The sequence below is a fragment of the Sorangium sp. So ce124 genome (assembly GCF_051525235.1).
Classification (GTDB): domain Bacteria; phylum Myxococcota_A; class Polyangia; order Polyangiales; family Polyangiaceae; genus Sorangium; species Sorangium atrum.
Genome location: NZ_CP150312.1, coordinates 4,590,966 through 4,606,599 on the forward strand (window position 1 = coordinate 4,590,966; position 15,634 = coordinate 4,606,599).

General features: G+C 72.7%; 10 protein-coding genes. 5 read left to right on the forward strand and 5 right to left on the reverse strand.

Annotated elements, in window-relative coordinates; genetic code table 11:
• Positions 1 to 169 precede the first annotated feature (169 nt).
• A complete protein-coding gene (locus WMF19_RS17285) occupies positions 170 to 811 on the reverse strand; it encodes a hypothetical protein (RefSeq protein WP_437900112.1) in 642 nt (213 codons plus the stop codon).
• On the opposite strand from WMF19_RS17285, the gene WMF19_RS17290 reads away from it, so the two are divergent.
• Together WMF19_RS17290 and WMF19_RS17295 are read left to right on the forward strand one after the other, a co-directional pair.
• Positions 800 to 1,147 (forward strand): hypothetical protein, encoded by a 348-nt coding sequence (locus tag WMF19_RS17290; RefSeq protein WP_437900113.1) that lies wholly within the window; start codon positions 800 to 802, stop codon positions 1,145 to 1,147. The two genes, WMF19_RS17285 and WMF19_RS17290, sit on opposite strands and share 12 nt — an antisense overlap.
• A 102-nt stretch (positions 1,148 to 1,249) precedes the next feature.
• Complete coding sequence (locus tag WMF19_RS17295) at positions 1,250 to 1,459, forward strand: hypothetical protein (protein ID WP_437900114.1); 210 nt, start codon at positions 1,250 to 1,252, stop codon at positions 1,457 to 1,459.
• A gap of 90 nt (positions 1,460 to 1,549) precedes the next feature.
• On the opposite strand, the gene WMF19_RS17300 is transcribed toward WMF19_RS17295, so the two are convergent.
• A complete protein-coding gene (locus tag WMF19_RS17300; protein WP_437900115.1) occupies positions 1,550 to 5,572 on the reverse strand; it encodes an RHS repeat-associated core domain-containing protein in 4,023 nt (1,340 codons plus the stop codon).
• Positions 5,573 to 5,986: 414 nt separating this feature from the next.
• Here WMF19_RS17300 and WMF19_RS17305 point away from each other — a divergent pair, with 414 nt between their 5' ends.
• On the forward strand, positions 5,987 to 7,549 hold the full coding sequence (locus tag WMF19_RS17305) for a tetratricopeptide repeat protein (RefSeq protein WP_437900116.1): 1,563 nt from the start codon (positions 5,987 to 5,989) through the stop codon (positions 7,547 to 7,549).
• Between the two features lie 58 nt (positions 7,550 to 7,607).
• Here WMF19_RS17305 and WMF19_RS17310 read toward each other — a convergent pair whose 3' ends face one another.
• From WMF19_RS17310 to WMF19_RS17320, 3 genes are all read right to left on the reverse strand, one after another.
• Positions 7,608 to 10,076 carry a hypothetical protein gene (locus WMF19_RS17310; protein ID WP_437900117.1) on the reverse strand — a complete coding sequence of 823 codons (2,469 nt, stop codon included), beginning with the start codon at positions 10,074 to 10,076 and terminating at the stop codon, positions 7,608 to 7,610.
• A 107-nt stretch (positions 10,077 to 10,183) separates the two neighbouring features.
• Positions 10,184 to 10,768, reverse strand: coding sequence for a hypothetical protein (locus WMF19_RS17315; protein WP_437329698.1), 585 nt, complete (start codon positions 10,766 to 10,768; stop codon positions 10,184 to 10,186).
• 22 nt (positions 10,769 to 10,790) lie between these two features.
• Complete coding sequence (locus WMF19_RS17320; protein ID WP_437900118.1) at positions 10,791 to 12,167, reverse strand: hypothetical protein; 1,377 nt, start codon at positions 12,165 to 12,167, stop codon at positions 10,791 to 10,793.
• A gap of 320 nt (positions 12,168 to 12,487) precedes the next feature.
• Here WMF19_RS17320 and WMF19_RS17325 point away from each other — a divergent pair, with 320 nt between their 5' ends.
• The gene (locus WMF19_RS17325; RefSeq protein ID WP_437900119.1) at positions 12,488 to 14,194 is read left to right on the forward strand and encodes a DUF1592 domain-containing protein; all 1,707 of its coding nucleotides are present in this window, start codon (positions 12,488 to 12,490) and stop codon (positions 14,192 to 14,194) included.
• Complete coding sequence (locus WMF19_RS17330) at positions 14,191 to 15,555, forward strand: DUF1552 domain-containing protein (RefSeq protein ID WP_437900120.1); 1,365 nt, start codon at positions 14,191 to 14,193, stop codon at positions 15,553 to 15,555. Before WMF19_RS17325 ends, WMF19_RS17330 begins: the two co-directional genes overlap by 4 nt.
• Positions 15,556 to 15,634 lie beyond the last annotated feature (79 nt).

The window sequence follows — 15,634 nt, forward strand, 5'->3', positions numbered from 1 at the left end:
GCCTCGCGAGCCGTCGCCCGACCGAGCGCTCGATGACGCGGCTGCCATCGATGCGCAGCTCGACGTGCTCGTCGCGGCGGTCGATCCGCAGCGCGAGGCTGGTCGGCAGCATGACAGCGTCGAGGCGACGGTGGAACGAGCTTCGCGAGGTCGTCGTAGTCTCCCGAAGCTAAAAGAGGAATCCTCCGAGAGGAAAGCCGGCGATTGCCTCTCGATCCACTTCTTCGAGGCCGGCGCGGCTCCGGTCCGTCCAGATCACGGCGGGCCAGTCGGCAAGCTGGGCGACGAGATCGGCGGGGGCGCCGTGGCGCGGGACGACGAGCCGCTGCAGATGAGCGAGATCCCTCCGCCGCGTGAGCAGCGCCTCATACATGCCGCGTTGGGGCGTGATTTGTGACCAGAGATCGAGGCTCTCGAGCTGTGCCATGATCGGCTCGTCAAGCATGGCGCTCGTTGACTTTGCGTCGAGCGGAGCGTCCCACAAGGCGAGGTGCTGAAGCGCCGGGAGCTGGTCAGGGCTGAGTGCAGCCAGAACCGAGGACAGCTGCGCCGCTTCCCAGCGGACCGTGACACGCTCGAGCTGGAGCAGCGGCGCTGCGGTCCAGCCGCCGAGCGATCGAGCGTAGCAGGCGAGGGCACGCAATTCAGGCAACGACGGTCCGTGCGCGCCTCCGGCTCGCGACGTAACGGTCAGGTGCGAGACGCGGTCGATGCGCCCGTGCTCCATGAGGAGAGAAAGGAACGGTTCGAGCTCCGCGTGGACCTCGATGCGCAGACGGCGGATGAAGCGTCCGGCAGGATGATGCAGCAAGCGGCGGAGCGCGTGGATGGCGTAAGTGTGGGGTGCTGGTCGATCGACGCGGGGATCGAAGCCGAGCTCCCGTCGATCGGCACGCAGCAGCGGTGGTTCAAATCCGTCCGCAAGGGCAACAGCGTCGGCGCCTGCGACGGACGCCTCGCGAACGAACCCAAGGAAATTCTCGTACGAGAAGGTGGCTGGAAGAGCGCGCTGAACATCATCGAGGGCACCAAAGAGGTGGCCCCCGTGCGCCCGGAGCAGATCCTCCTCGCGCCTGCGCAGATCCGGCGTGTCCGCGTGAAGGCGTGCAGCTTCAATCTCAATGAGCTCACCGCGTGGGTCTGCTGACGCGCGGAGCAGCTCCGCGAGAAGCAGGTAACCTGTGGGCTCTTCAGGCTCCTCGTCGATGAGCGACTCGACGTCAGCATGGAGTGAAGGAGGTGGCAGGGCATGGCGGAAGCCTGCCGCGAGGAGCTTCATCAACTGATGCTCGAACGCTGTTACCGCCGCGATCGGGCTATCGAATCTATGATGCTTGGCTTCGTGAATGCCGCCGCCCGCGAGGCTCTGCTCGAAGATGTGGCCGAAAATGCGCAGTGTTGCGAGCTGAGAGGTGCTCGGTTCGACAAGGTTGAGTTCGAATACTCCGGCGGGGAGTGAGTCTCGATGCTCCGCTCTCATGCTACGATCTGCCATGGAGTAAGTCCCTAAGAGCCTTTGTGGATGAGCATCGAGTGCGCGCTCAGCGGTTCAGTGACGGTGCCAGAATCCGCGCTCTTCATCATATGTCCAGGTGCCGAGCCCGCTGCGTCCGGGCGTCTGTCCTGGAGTCCCGCTGCGGTTTCGTGGATCGTTGAAGCTGGAGGCAGTGCGGTTGCTGTTGTTGAAAAGGAAGCCGCTTGCGGGTCTGGTGGTCCTTGTCTGAGTCCCACTGCGTTCCTGACCCTCGTACCCCGGAGCAATCACGCCGTTCGGTGGATTCATCCCGGCGAGCGTGTAAAGGCGGGGGATCGTCTGTGAGCAGTTGGGGCACGACGCGCGTGGGACTCCGGCCATGGACGAGGCGATGCCGTCGTTCTCGTTGATCTCACGCATCGCTTTTCCCAGGTGTTTCCTCCAATTTGGATCACCTGGCCGGCACGATAGGCCAGTTCTGCTCTCCCAGTCCTCCAGATGGGCGCTCAGCGCCTGCGGTTCGGCACAGTCCTGTGGCAGGACGTTCGCGTCGCTGCCGCGAGCGTTCGATGGAGGCAGCGCCGCCTGAACGGCAGCGTGGAGATCGCTCCGGCGCCGCCCGCGGCTTAGTGCCGTGATCGTCGAGCCATCCGTCCGCGTGATGGTGCACTCCATCCGCGTAAGGCCGTTGAAATCGACCCAATCCACCGGGTAGTTGTCGACGTACGCATACGGCTTGAGGCTCCCTTCGATCCCGATCGGCTCCGGGCTGAGGTACTCCCCGGTCTCCGGGTCGTAGTACCGGTGCCCGTTGTAGTGGAGCCCGGTCTCCTCGTCGGCGCACTGCCCCGGAAGCCTGAGCGGTGTGATCCTGGCCTGTTCGGCCGGCAGGTCGCCGTACAGGCCTGCCTCGAACTCCGTCGCGGCGCTCCCGTCCCCCTCGAACAGCGCCTCCGGAAACCCGTTCACTCCATGCACGAAGTACCTGAGCACCCCCGCCGCGCCCTCCCTCTGCGCGAGCGGCAAAAGGCTTTCCGGAAGCGTGACGTAGCTCCGCTCCTCCGTGACGGGCGCCTCGTCGTGCAGCGCGCGCTCGGTGCGCTCGTGCACGATCACATCGCCGCGAAAGGCATACCGGGTCACGCTCTCGACTTGCCCGAGTCGCGCCACGCGCTTCTCGATCCTGCGGTCGAACGCGTCATAAGCGAACGAGATGGTCCTCCCCTCCGGGGTCCGCGCTGCCATGAGCCGCCCGTCGCCGGTCCAGTCGTACGTCCACACGCGCTCGCTCCGCACCTCGCCCTGGCCGTCCAGCTCGCTCACGCGCTTGCGCACCACATCGCCGCGCTCGCTGTACTCGTAGTGCACGGTCTCTTGTCCCGCGGTGCGTGCCGTCAACCGCCCCCCGGGCGCGTACGTACGTCGCTCGCCAGCTCGCTCCATCTCTCCCGCAGCGGTGAAGCGGAACCGCTCGGCGACTCTGCCCGCCTTGCGCCGCTCGACGACGCGGCCGTTCGCATCGCGGAGCAGTTCTCCTATCTTGCCGCCGAGGTCCTCGTCGGCGCGGAGCAGCCCCGCGGGCGACCAAGCGTACGTCTTGCGCCACGTCTCGCGCGACGGCAGCGGGCCGACCCAGGCGGGCTCTCCCGCACCGACGCGCGGCGCCGCAGGCATGCCGAGCACCCGCTGCCGCTCCATCTGCCCCTCCGGGTTGACCTCGGTCGCGATCGTGCCGCCGCCTGGCAAGAGCCGCTCGACCTCGAAGCCGCGCGCATCGTAGGCGAGGCGTAGCGGCTCGCTCTCCCCGCCGATCTGCACGGTGACGGGCCGCCCCCTGACGTCGCGCTGCACGCTCATCTCGCCGCCCGGCCCGCGGACGGAAGTGGCCTTGCCCATGGCATCATAGGTCCACGCGAACGCCGCGAGCACCTCGGTGCCCCGCCGCGTCACCTCGGCCGTCACCCGCCCCCGCGGGTCGTAGGTGTACTCGCACTCGATGTCGCCGCTGACCGCGCGCTCGATCCGGCCGAGCGGATCGTACTCGAACACGTCCGCGCGCCCGTCAGAGGTGCTCCGTCTCGCGAGCCTCCCGACCGGATCGTACTCGAGACTGACGCTCTCGGAGCCACACTCTCTCCGGACGATCCTGCCCAGCAGATCGAGCCTGTACCGGATCGCCCGTCCATCGAAGGTCCGCTCGCCGGTGATGCGCCCCTCGGCGTCGCGCTCGATCCGGTGCTCCTCACCGGCCTCGTTGACGATGCGCACAAGGTCCTGCTCGCGGTCGTAGCGATACCGCACCGTGCTCCCGTCGGGCCGCACGAGCTCGGTGACGACGTGGAAACCGCCCCAGCGCAGCGTGGTCGTGCGCCCGTCGGCGTCGCTGATCCTCGCCAGGTTGCCGTCGACGTCGAAGTCGTAGCGCGTCACCGCGCCGCTCGGCCCGAACACGGCCGCGAGCCTGCCGCAGGCGTCGTAAGCGAACCGCGTCTCGTGCCCGCGCTCGTCGGTGAAACCCATCACCCGGCCGAGGAAGTCGTAGCGGATGCGCCGCTCGGCGCCGTCGGGCTCGACGACGCGGACGCGGTTCGCGAGCGCGTCGTACTCCATGCGCGTCTCGCCGCCGTTCGGCAGGGTCGCGCCGACCAGCAGGCCGCGCGCGTCGTAGGCGAATCCGACGACGAACCCCATGTCGTCGTAGACGGCCACCACATCGCCGCGCGCGTCGCGCTCGTAACGCGCCGTGCCGCCGAGCGCGTCGGTCATGGCCGAAACGAGCCCGCGCGCGTCGTGCTCGTAGGCGGTCCTGTTCGCCATCGGATCGACCTCGGCCAGAACCCGCCCCTCGGTGTCGCGCTCCCAGCGGAAGACCTGCCCCAGCGCGTCCTGGTACGCGCACAGCGCACCGGTATCGTCGTAGCCGAACATATGCACGCCGCCGCCGGCTCCCCAGACCATCCTGTCGAGCTTGCCGAAGGCGTTTCCGTCGACCCGCCGGATGGCGCGCGAGGTGATCACCTCCGTGAGCACGCCGTCGTGGTGATCGATCTTGACGTGCAGGAACCCCTTCGCTGGTGAACCGTCACTCAAGGCCCCCGGCACGCCGTCGTCGAGCGCGTCGTTGCCCTCGCGGTGACACCACGCTTCGATGCAGCGCGTGTCCTTGTAGCGAAACTCCGCCACGAGCCCGCCGGGCTCTTCCCGCCGCACCAGGCGATGGTCCTCGTCGTACGCGAACCGGTGCGCGTGCCCCGCGGCGTCCTCGGCTGCGATGAGGTCGCCGCGCGCGTCGAACGCGTACCGCCGCCGTGTCTCCCATCGACCGTGCGCGAAGGCGTTCTTGACCTCGAAGGCGGCGATGTGGCCGTCGCTGTGGCGCCGTACGCGCACGACACGGCCTACGCTGTCGATGACCTGCACGAGGCGGCCGTCCTCGTAAGCGAGCGCGATGGCGTTGTCGTGCATGTCGGCGATCCGGCTCAGCAGCCAGCGGCTGCCGAGCGGCTCCGCGAACAGATACGCCAGCCCATCGGCCGCGAGCGCGTAGCCCCAGGGATACCGGGTCAGTACCCCGCACGGCAGCCGCACCGATTCGCCCTCATCGAGCTTCTGCGGCAGCTCCGTCGCCGCCGCGTGCGGCTCCAGCACCCGCAGGCCGCGACGCCGCTCCTCGATCTGCCACGCGAGCGAGTGCGTCCAGCCAAAGCCGAGGCCGCAATCCTCCTCGACGAGCGCCGAGCTGTAGCTGCGCTTGACCACGAGCGGGATCGCGCCGGGCAGCGCGAGGTCGACGACCGCCACCGTGTAGACGCGCCCTGTGATCGGATCGACCGGATCGCCCGCGTGCGTGCCGCCTCCGCCGCCGTGTGCGGGGTTGGGACAGCCGCCGCCGCTGCCGGGCCCGCAGCTCCCCGCGTCCTTGCCGCCGCCGCGCGCGCCGTTGCCGCCGTTCTTCCCATCGCCGCCTTGACCGCCGCCGCGGCCATTCCCGATGTGGCCGTTGCCACCTCCGCCGCTTCCGCCGCCGCCGAGGATGAAGACGCCGGGGTTCATGCCGGGGATCACCGCCGCATTCGGAAACGGGGCCGTTCGCGCCATGCGAGCATGCTCGGCGACGAGCGTGCCGCCCGCAACCCGCCGGCGGTTCCTCGACGCCGTCCATGGCGGTCCCCGCACGCGGCGGTGCACGCCGACGGGCGTCCCCCCACGCAGAGCTGCATGCCGGCGGGCGTCCCCGCACGCGGCGGTGCACGCCGACGGGCGTCCCCCCACGCAGAACTGCATGGCGGCGGGCGTCCCCGCACGCGGCCGTGCACGCGGGCGGGCGTCCCGCCACGCGGCGCTGATCTGCCAGGCCGCCTCGTCGGCGGCCGGCTCCGGCATCCGCGAGAGCTCGCCCTTGCGGACCGCGTTTCCAGAGGCATCGACGGCCGACCTCTCCCGGCGCGCGCGATGGCCAGCAGGCCTCTGCCGCTCCTTGGTGCCCCCGCGGGGGCAGGCTACCGTCCCGCCATGTCCAGGACCGGGCGGCGCAAGCAGAAACCCACGCCGCGACAGGGCGCCCCGGAGCTCACGCCGAAGAACGTGGCGCGCATGGAGGTCGACGCCGCGGTCTACCGCCTCGTGAAGCTCCTTGGCCGCTACCCGGAAGCACACCCCGACGCGAAGGCACGCGGCGCCCTGGAAAAGACGCTGCCCGTCCTCGACGCGCTCCGCGCGAGCCACCCGGACCACCCGCAGGTCGCCTGGGTCTCCGGGATGATCCTCCGCAAGCTCGGCCGCCTCGACGAGGCCGTGCAGCTCGCCCGCCGGGCGTTCGAGCTCGATCCGACGTTCGCGACCGCCGTGAGCCTGGCCTACGCCCTCCGCGAGCGCGGCGAGATCGACGCCGCCCGCGACGCGTTCGAGGCCGCCGCTCGCCTCGATCCCGAGGACGTCTCGGCCCGCTGCGACCTCGGCGCCATGCTCTGCGAGGCCGGCCGCACCGACGAGGGGCTGCGCCACCTCGAGGCCGTCCTCGAGGCGCAGCCGGCGCACCCAACCGCCTTCCCGATCCACGCCTACCACCGCGCCGCGCGCGACGGCGACGCCTCCGCGTACGACAAGCTCGCGGCCTACGCCAGGGCGCACCCGGAGAGCGCCGCCGCCGCGTGGGCGCTCGAGCGTCTGCGCGCCGAGGGGCTCCACCATCCCGCTCCCGCCACGGTCGTCGAGGGCTTCGTCGCGGGCGCTGCCGAGGCGCTCGACCACCTCCACCGCGATCACGATCCGTGGCTGAACCGCTTCGGCGCCCGCGCGCACGGATACCGGCTCGACCCGCCGCTCACCGCGCGAGACATCGAGCGCATCGAGGCCTCGTGCGGCGCCCGCATCCCCGCCGACTACGCGGCGTTCCTGACCCGCGTCGGGAGCTCTGGGGCCGGCCCGTACCACGGGCTCCTGCCGCTCGACGGCCCTGGACAGATCGAGAGCCTCACCGGCGAGTTCCCCCACACGAGGGCCTACCGGCCCGATCCACGGACGCTGACCGCACCCCAGCGCGCCGCGCTCCCGACCGACGAGGTCGTCCGCGGGACGGTCGCGCTCGCGCACATGGGCTGCGGCTACTTCTCCGTGCTCGTGATCCGCGGCCCGCGCGCCGGCAGCGTCTGGGCGGATCTGCGCGCGGCAGGCCTCGGCGTCGTCCCGACCCACGACAGCTTCACCGCGTGGTACCGCGGCTGGATCGAGGCGCTCTCCAGGGGAGAGCCGGCGCGGATCCCCGTGGAGCCAGGACGGTGCTCGGCGCCCGCGGCGCTCAGCGACTACCTTGCTTCATGGGAGCGGCAACACGCGCTCCGGCCCGGCACCCTGGACGAAGCAGGGACGCGACGGGCGCTGCGCGAGATCCCCGACGCCGGGATCGCGATCCAGGCAGCGGCGTCCAGGTACTTCGACGCCGGCGATCCCGTGGACCCCTGTCCCAGCTGCCAGCACATGTTCGATCACTTCCTCCGGAAGAACATGCTGCAGCCCGCGCAGATCCGCCCCGGCGTGCCACCCAGGGCAGCGCGGCGGGGCTCGCCCGAGGCGTAGCCTACCCGCCCCGGCGTGCCACCCAGGGCAGCGCGGCGGGCCTCGCCCCAGGCGTAGCCTACCCCCTCGGATCCGCGCGCCGCCTCCGGGCGCGGCGCGGCTCGCCGCGGACGCTGTCCGCTCCGCTGGCGGGCTCGGGTGACGGGGCGAAGCCGATCGCCGCGAGCTCGCTCTCGCCGACGACGTCGCCCTTGGCCACGAGCGCCGCGCGGAGCAGGACCGCGCCCATCTCGGCGTCGTTGCCGGGCCACGGGTGGTCGAGCACGGCCTGCAGCGCCCGCAGATCGAGGCCGAACGGACGGCCCCGCAGGCGGACGCCGATGCGCGCGAGGTGATCCAGCGCGAGCGCGCGGAGATCCTCGGCGCGCGACGACAGCGAGGGCAGCGCGACGGCCCGGTCGCCGAGCCGGTCCGCGAGCCGCTCGCTCAGCTGGCCGGTCGCCGCGAGCGCGTCCACCGTCTGGGGCACCGCCACGACGAGCCCCACGTCGTCCGGCAGCGCCGCGCCGAGGTAGCTCTGCACCTCCGACGGCAAGGCCTGGGCGTCGAGCACGAGCAGCGTGCCCCCCCGCGCCGCCTCGATGGGCGAGCTGTCCGGATCACGCCACAGCGCGAGCGCGGTCGGTGTCCCCGAGGAGCCCTCGATCGCAGCCGGCTCGTCGCGCGCCGGCGCAGCGCCCCGCTCGTCGCGCGCCGCAGCGCCCCGCGCCTGCGCGAACGCCTGCGCGAACCCCTCGGGGAGCGGCGCCGCGCCGTCGACGATCGCCAGCGGGCCGCCCGCGCGCGGCGAGGTCAGGTGGACGACCGCGCCCCACGCCACGGCGTCGATCCCGGGCGCCGTCAGCAGCGTGACCGGGCCGCCCGCCACGCCGAGCCGCTCCAGCTGCTCGAGCGCCGCGCGGGCGGCGGGGCTGTAGGCGGCGGCCCGCGCCGGCCTCGCGAGCAGCGCCGCGATCGCGCGGAAGCGCCCCGCTCCCTGCGCCACGGCGCGCTCGAGCCGGCTCACCTCGCGCGCGCGCTCCTCGGCCTCGCGGCGGGCGGCGACCTCGCGGCCGCGCGACCCCGACAGCATCGCCGACACCGCGATCACCGCGCCGAGCCGGTCGGCGACCGCGCGCAGGCCGCTCACCTCCTCCAGCGTCATCGGCGACGCGCGCCGGGCCCGCGGGATGGCCAGGGCCCCGATCGGGCCCTCCGCGTCGTTTACCAGGGCCACGACGCCGACGTCGCGCTCCGCGAGCCAGGCGAGCAGCGGGCGCACCTCCGGCCGCCGGACCTCGACGGCCTCGGCGGCCTCGACGCGAAGGACGCGCTCCGGCTCGATCTGGGCGAGCTCGATGAGGCGCGCCGGCACCTCTGCCGGCTCGGTGTGCGCGTAGCCGGCGCGATCGACGGTCACCCGCTCGGGCGGCGAGAGCAGGTAGAGCGCCGGCGGGGCCTGCCCGGCGACGCCGGCGTCCGACGCCTCGCGCAACGCGGAGAGCGCCGCCTCGAGCGCCGCCTCCGGCTCCGGGTTCATCGCCGCGCGCGTCGCGGCGTCGAAGGCCCCGAGCCAGCGCGCCCCCTCCGGCGCGAACCGGCGCGCGAGCGCCGGCGCCGCGAGCCCCGCGAGCGCGCACAGCGCGCACGCGCCGAACACGGCGACGCCGACAGAGGACTGCGGCGCGCCGCGGAGCCCGAGATCGCCGCGAGGCGCCTCGTGCACGGCGTAGACCGCGAGCAGCGCCGGCGGGGTCGCGAGCGTCGCCACGGCGAGCGTGCCGCGGAGCGCGCGCGAGACCTGCGCGGCGTCCGCGGCCACGGTGCAGAACGCGACGCAGACCGCCGCGACGGCGCTCGTGACCGGCAGGATCGACTCGGGGGGCGCGACGCCGACGAAGGCCGCCGCGAGGCCGACCGCCAGCGCGGTCGCAGTGAGGAGCAGCGCGGCCTCGACCCGATCGGCCACGCCGAGCTCGATCCGCCGCGCGATGCGGACGCGCGCGATCGCCACGAGCGTCACCGTGAGCGAGCCGAGCGACGCGGCGGACGTGGCGTAGTGGACGAGCAGCGGATCGAGATCGGCCGTGCGCTCGGGCGCCACCGCGGAGACGGCGGGCAGGGCGACCGCCACGGTCCAGAAGAGCGAGGCGAACGCCGCCGCGTCGAGGCGCCGCGTGTTGGGCGGAGGCTCGAGCAGGCCGCCGAGGCCCGCGATGCGCGCGAGGCCGACAAGGGCGGCCATCGCCGCGGCCGCCGCGCCGAGGTTGCCGAGCGCGATCAGCGCGAGCCCGGCGGGGCCGCTCCGCGCGGCGGCGAGCATCGCGGCGCCGGTGAGACACACGGCGGCCGCGCTGCGGGCCGCCGGCTCGATCCGGTCCTCTCCCCGCGGCGGCCGCTCTACCCAACGGAGGCCGAGCGCGAGCAACGCGGGCAGCCCGAGCAGGGCGAGCCACGCGGGCCCGTGGCCGCCGGACGCCCGGAGCGCGGCGAAGGCGGTGTAGGCGACGGCGGCCGCGGCGATCCAGAACGAGCGCCGGCGCAGCATCGCGGCGAGCGTAGCGTCTGGTCACGGGGGCGCCAACGAGGCGGTCTCATCGAGGTGACGACCGCGCCGCCCGCGCCGCTTCCGCGGCCAGATGCTCCTTCGCTACCTCAGGGCGGGAGCGCCGCGATGTAGTCGTAGAGACACTTCTTCTCGTCGTCGCTGAGCTCCGGGCCGAGCGGCATCCGGCTGTCGCAAGGCGGGGGGTCCGAGAGCTTCATGTAGAGCAAGCTGGCGTCCGGATCGCCCGGCACGATCACCGTGCCGTTGCCGCCGCAGTCGGACGCCTGGCCCGCGACCCTGGTCTCCCAGCCCGTCGACAGATTGAGGCCCCCCAGGTTCGCTTGCCCATCGTGGCAGCCCGCGGTGGCGCACTTCGCCGCCACCAGCGCCTGCGCTTCCGCGCATCCGGTCCCACCGCCGCTGCTCGCGCTGGTGGTCGCGGCGTCGCCGCCGCTGGTGGCCGCGGCGTCGCCGCCGCTGGTGGCCGCAGCGTCGCCGCCGCTGGTGGCCGCAGCGTCGCCGCCGCTGCCGGTCGTCGCGCCCTGGCCGTTTCCGCCGCCAGGCCCGTCGCCGCCGGCGAGGTACTGGTCCTTGTCCTCGAGGGTCCCCGCGCAGCTGATGATGAACGCAGCGCCGCTCATCACGGCGGCGGCGAGCGCGGTGCGCCCGCCAAGGAAAGCGATGTACGTCACGTGCTACCTCTCTCTCTCTCGCTCAGTAAACGTAGGCTCCGGCGAGCCGCACCCCAAGGTACTGGTCGATCGCCCCGCCGGCCACGTACGGGTCGCCGATCGCGGGCTCGAACGACGAGAAGAACCGCGCGTACTCGACGAGGAGCCGCGCCTCGACGCCGGTCGTGACGGGCACGAGCACGCCGGCCATCGCGCCGATGCCCTGCACGCTCGCCCCGGCGAACCGATCGTAGACCGGGCCTGACGAGAGCGGGAAGAGGTAGTCGGCGCCGAGCGCCAGCGCGACCGGGCCGGCCGGCACCCGCAGGTCGAGGCCGCCCCGGACCAGCGTGTAGGAGACGTTCGGCACCGTCCTGGCCAGGGCCTCCGGCGCGTCGACCTCGAAGGTCAGGAGCCGGAGCCCGGCGGAGATGCCGAGCACGGCCGACTCGCCGATCGACAGCCGCTCCCGCAGCCCCAGGTTGACGCGCTGGTAGGTCGTGCTGATCGGGTCGCCCTCGCCCACCGCCGAGTTGAGGCCGAGCGCCAGCATGTACCCCGCGGTGATGCCGAGGCCCTTGAGCACCGGGATGTCCGTCGACGCGAGCGGGTACACCTCTCCGGAGATCGACAGCGCGGGCTGACCGAAGACGTCGTAGGGCCGGAGGTTCTGCGTGACCGGATCGGAGTACTCGAACCAGCGGCCGGTGAACTCGACGCCGGCCTCGACCGAGAAGAGCGCCGAGCGGGGATCGTGGCGCTTGCGCTTCCCGCCCTTGTCGCCGTCGTCGCCGCCCTTGTCGCCGTCGTCGGCGCTCTTGTCGCCGTCGCCGTCCTTCTCGTCGTCGCCGTCCTTCGCGCCGTCGCCCTCGTCGCCGCCGTCCTTCGGCTTGTCCTCGTCGGCCGGGGCGGCCGCCGGCGCGATCTGCGAGAGCGTCGGGCCGAGCAGCTCTTCGAGCGCCTTCTTGCGGTCGTCCCGCGAGCCGCCCAGCGGCACCGCGCCGTCCACCGCGAGGTCGCCGGCGTTCTCGTCGACGTAGACGAGGTGGACCTCTTTCTTCTTCTTCTTGTTCGTCCGCGAGACGCCGTAGATCACCCCCTCCACCTTCGCGGCCTTGCCCGCCTTGCGGATGCGGTCGATGGCCTTCTTCCGCTGGGCCTTCGCCACCAGCGCGTCGCCCACCGGCTTGGTCTGGCCGGCGCCCCGCAGCGACTTCGAGAACGCGTCAGCGTCCACGACCTTCAGCGTCTCCGGGACGAGGGACGCGATGTCTTCGCGGATGTCGTCCGCGTTCGGCCCCTCGATGTGGATCGCGATCGACTTCGACCCCTTGGGGGCGGCGAGCGCGATGGGCGAGAGCGCGAACGTCGTGACCGTCGCGGCGGAGAGCCCGAGGAGGATCCTCCCGCAGAGGCTCAAAGAGAGGGACAGCGTTCTGAACCTGGTCGGCTTCCGCGCGGGCCTTTTGCCGGCAGCGGCGTCAAACGAAGCTTGCACGCGCGCGAGCCTACAGGCGATGTCGCGGCTGGATCCAGCGTCTTTCGAGGGGGCTGAGCGACATTTCTGGTGACGCGCAGTGTCGCTACGAGACTCCGCTGCAATCGGACTCGCCGGCCGCGCTGGGCCTCGTCTTCCCTGGCGCCTTGACGGGCCCCAGCGCAGGGAGAAATGTCGTCGCGATGCGCAGCGCCGCAACGCAGCGCATCGCGGGCCAGCGCGTCCCCCCGGGGAGAGGGCAGATGGATCGGTCAAGAGGACGGCACCGCCGCGCGGCGCGCGGCCCCGGCGGCTCTCTCGGGCTTGCGATCGTCGTGGCGGCGGCCGCCGCCTGCTCCGGCGGGCGCGGCGGCGGGGCCGCGGGGGGAGCGGAAGGCGAGGCGCCGCGCTGCGCGGAGATCCGGCCGGGCGCGTCGCCGCTCCGGCGGATGACGCGCTTCGAGTACAACAACACGGTCCGCGATCTCCTGGGCGACGACAGCGCGCCGGCCGACGCCTTCGTGGTCGAGGAGGAGGCGCTCGGGTTCAACAACCAGGCGGCGGCGCTCGGGGTCACCCAGCTCCTCGCCGAGCAGCTCATGAAGGCCTCCGAGGCGATCGCGGCGCGGGCCGCGAAGGATCTCGGGAAGCTCCTTCCGGGGTGCGACCCGGTGGTGCAGGGGCCCGACGTGTGCGCCGCCGAGCTCATCGAGCGCCTCGGCAAGCGCGCGTTCCGCCGTCCCCTCGCGCCCGCGGAGAGCGAGCGGCTCGCGCGGCTCTTCGCCTCCGGAAACGACGAGCACGGCTTCTCGACCGGCGTCGAGCTCGTGATCCAGGCGATGCTCCAGTCGCCGCACTTCCTTTACCGCGTGGAGCACGGCATGCCGGATCCGGCCGGCGAGGGCGTGGTGGCGCTCTCGGACCACGAGATCGCCTCGCGGCTCTCGTACCTGCTCTGGAGCTCGATGCCCGACGACGCGCTGTTCGCTGCAGCCGACGCGGGGGAGCTCAGCACCGCGGAGCAGATCGCCGCGCAGGCCCGCCGCATGCTCGAGGATCCGCGCGCCCGCGCCGCCGTCGCGAACTTCCACGCGCAATGGCTGCAGCTGTCGAACATCGACACCCTCACCAAGGACCCGGCGGTCTACCCCGGCTTCCACGCCGGGCTCCCGGCGCTCCTCCGGGCCGAGACCGAGGCGTTCCTCGATCACGTCGTGTTCGAGGACGACGCCGGTGACGTGGCGACCCTGCTGACGGCGCCCTACTCGCTGATGAACGCCGAGCTCCGCGCGTTCTACGGGCTGGGAGCGGCGGGCGGCGCGGAGGCGCCCGGCGAGCTCTCGGTCGTGCCGCTCGATCCCGCGCAGCGCGCCGGCTTCCTCACCCAGGCCAGCGTGCTCGCGGTGCTCGCGAAGCCGGACCAGTCGTCGCCCGTCCATCGCGGCAAGTTCGTCCGGGAGCGGCTGCTCTGCCGGACGCTGCCGCCGCCGCCGCCCGACGTGGACATCCAGCCGCCGCCGGTGCGGGACGGGATCCCGACCCGCAGGCAGTTCGAGCGGCACGCGGAGGACCCGGCCTGCGCCGGTTGCCACCGGCTCATGGATCCGATCGGCTTCGGGTTCGAGCGCTACGACGGGATCGGCCTCTACCGCGAGGTCGACCAGGGCGTCCCGGTCGACGCGAGCGGCGAGATCGTGGGGAGCCGGGACATCGATGGGCCCTTCGACGGGGCGGTGGAGCTCGCGCACCGCCTCGCGGAGAGCGACGAGGTGCGCCAGTGCGTCGCGACGCAGTGGTTCCGCTTCGGCTACGGCCGCGCCGAGCAGGCGGAGGACGAGTGCAGCATGCGCCAGATCCAGGCGGCGTTCGCCGAGAGCGGGTACAACATCAAGGCGCTGCTCGTGGCGCTGACCCAGACGGACGCGTTCCGCTACCGCCGCGCGGCGCGGGGCGCAGGGGGTGCGCCGTGAGCGGGGCCGTGCAGCGCCGGGCGTCGAGGAGGCGCCTCGATCGCCGCGCCTTCCTGCGCGGGGCCGGCGGGCTCGCCCTCGCGCTCCCCTTCCTCGACGCCATGGCCGGATCGGCGAGCGCCGTCGATTTCCCGAAGCGCTTCGTCGTCTTCTTCACCGGCCTCGGCACGGTGAAGGAGGCCTGGCAGCCGATCGGGACCGAGGCGTCGTTCGAGCTCGGAGAGATCCTCGCGCCGCTCTCGCCCTACCGGGACAAGCTGCTCGTCGTCGAGGGCATCGACATGGAGTCCGCCTACCACGGGCCGGGCGACTCTCACCAGCAGGGCATCGGCCAGGCGCTCACGGGCACGGAGCTCCAGGAGGGGACCCTCTTCCCGTACGCCTGCAACCCCGCCGCGCGGGTCGGCTGGGGCGGGGGCATCTCGGTCGACCAGCTCCTCGCCGCGAGGCTCGGGGCTCGCACGAAGCTCTCGTCGCTCGAGCTCGGCGTCCAGGTCCAGTACGCCAACGTCTCGTCGCGCCTCTCGTACCTCGGCCCGGGCCAGCCGGTCCCGCCCGAGGACGATCCGCGCGCGGCGTTCGACCGGCTGTTCCTGGACCTCAGCGCCGACCCCGCGGAGCTCGCGCGGCGGCGCGCCCTGCGCCGCCGGGTGCTCGGCAGCGTCATGGAGGACTACGGCGCCCTCGCGCGCGAGCTGGGGGGCGAGGACCGGCAGAAGCTGGAGCGGCACCTCGACGCGCTGAACGACATCGAGCAGCGGCTCGACGTGCCGGCGCTCCTCGGCGGCGCATGCGCCCTGCCGGCGCTGGGCGAGCCGCTCGACATCTACGCGAACGACAACTTCCCCGCGATCGGGAGGCTGCAGACCGACCTGCTCGCGATGGCGCTCGCCTGCGATCTCACGCGGGTCGCGTCGATCCAGTGGAGCGCGACCCAGGCGGGCAAGGTGTTCACGTGGCTCGGCCAGTCGGAGACGCACCACGCGCTCTCGCACTCGAACATCGCCGACGCGGACAAGCAGCGGCAGCTCGTCGACATCGGGCGCTGGCAGGCGGAGCAGCTCGCGTACCTGCTCGAGCGGCTCGACGCCGTCCAGGAGGGCACGGGCACGCTCCTCGACAACACGCTCGTCCTCTGGTGCACGGACATCTCGGAGGGGCAGAGCCACTCGCGGCGCGACATGCCGTACGTGATCGCGGGGGGCGCCGGCGGGGCGCTCAGGACTGGAAGATTTTTGCGCTATGCCGGCGATCCCCACAACAACCTGCTCGTCGCGCTGTGCAACGCGATGGGCGTGGACGTGTCGACGTTCGGCAACCCCGCGTACTGCACGGGGGCGTTGCCGGGCCTCTCGGTCTAGTTGCGCGCGCCGGAAATCCCGCCGGGGATTGCTGACGCGCGCAACCAGGGCGACCGCGAAGCGGACGCCGGGCTTCAGG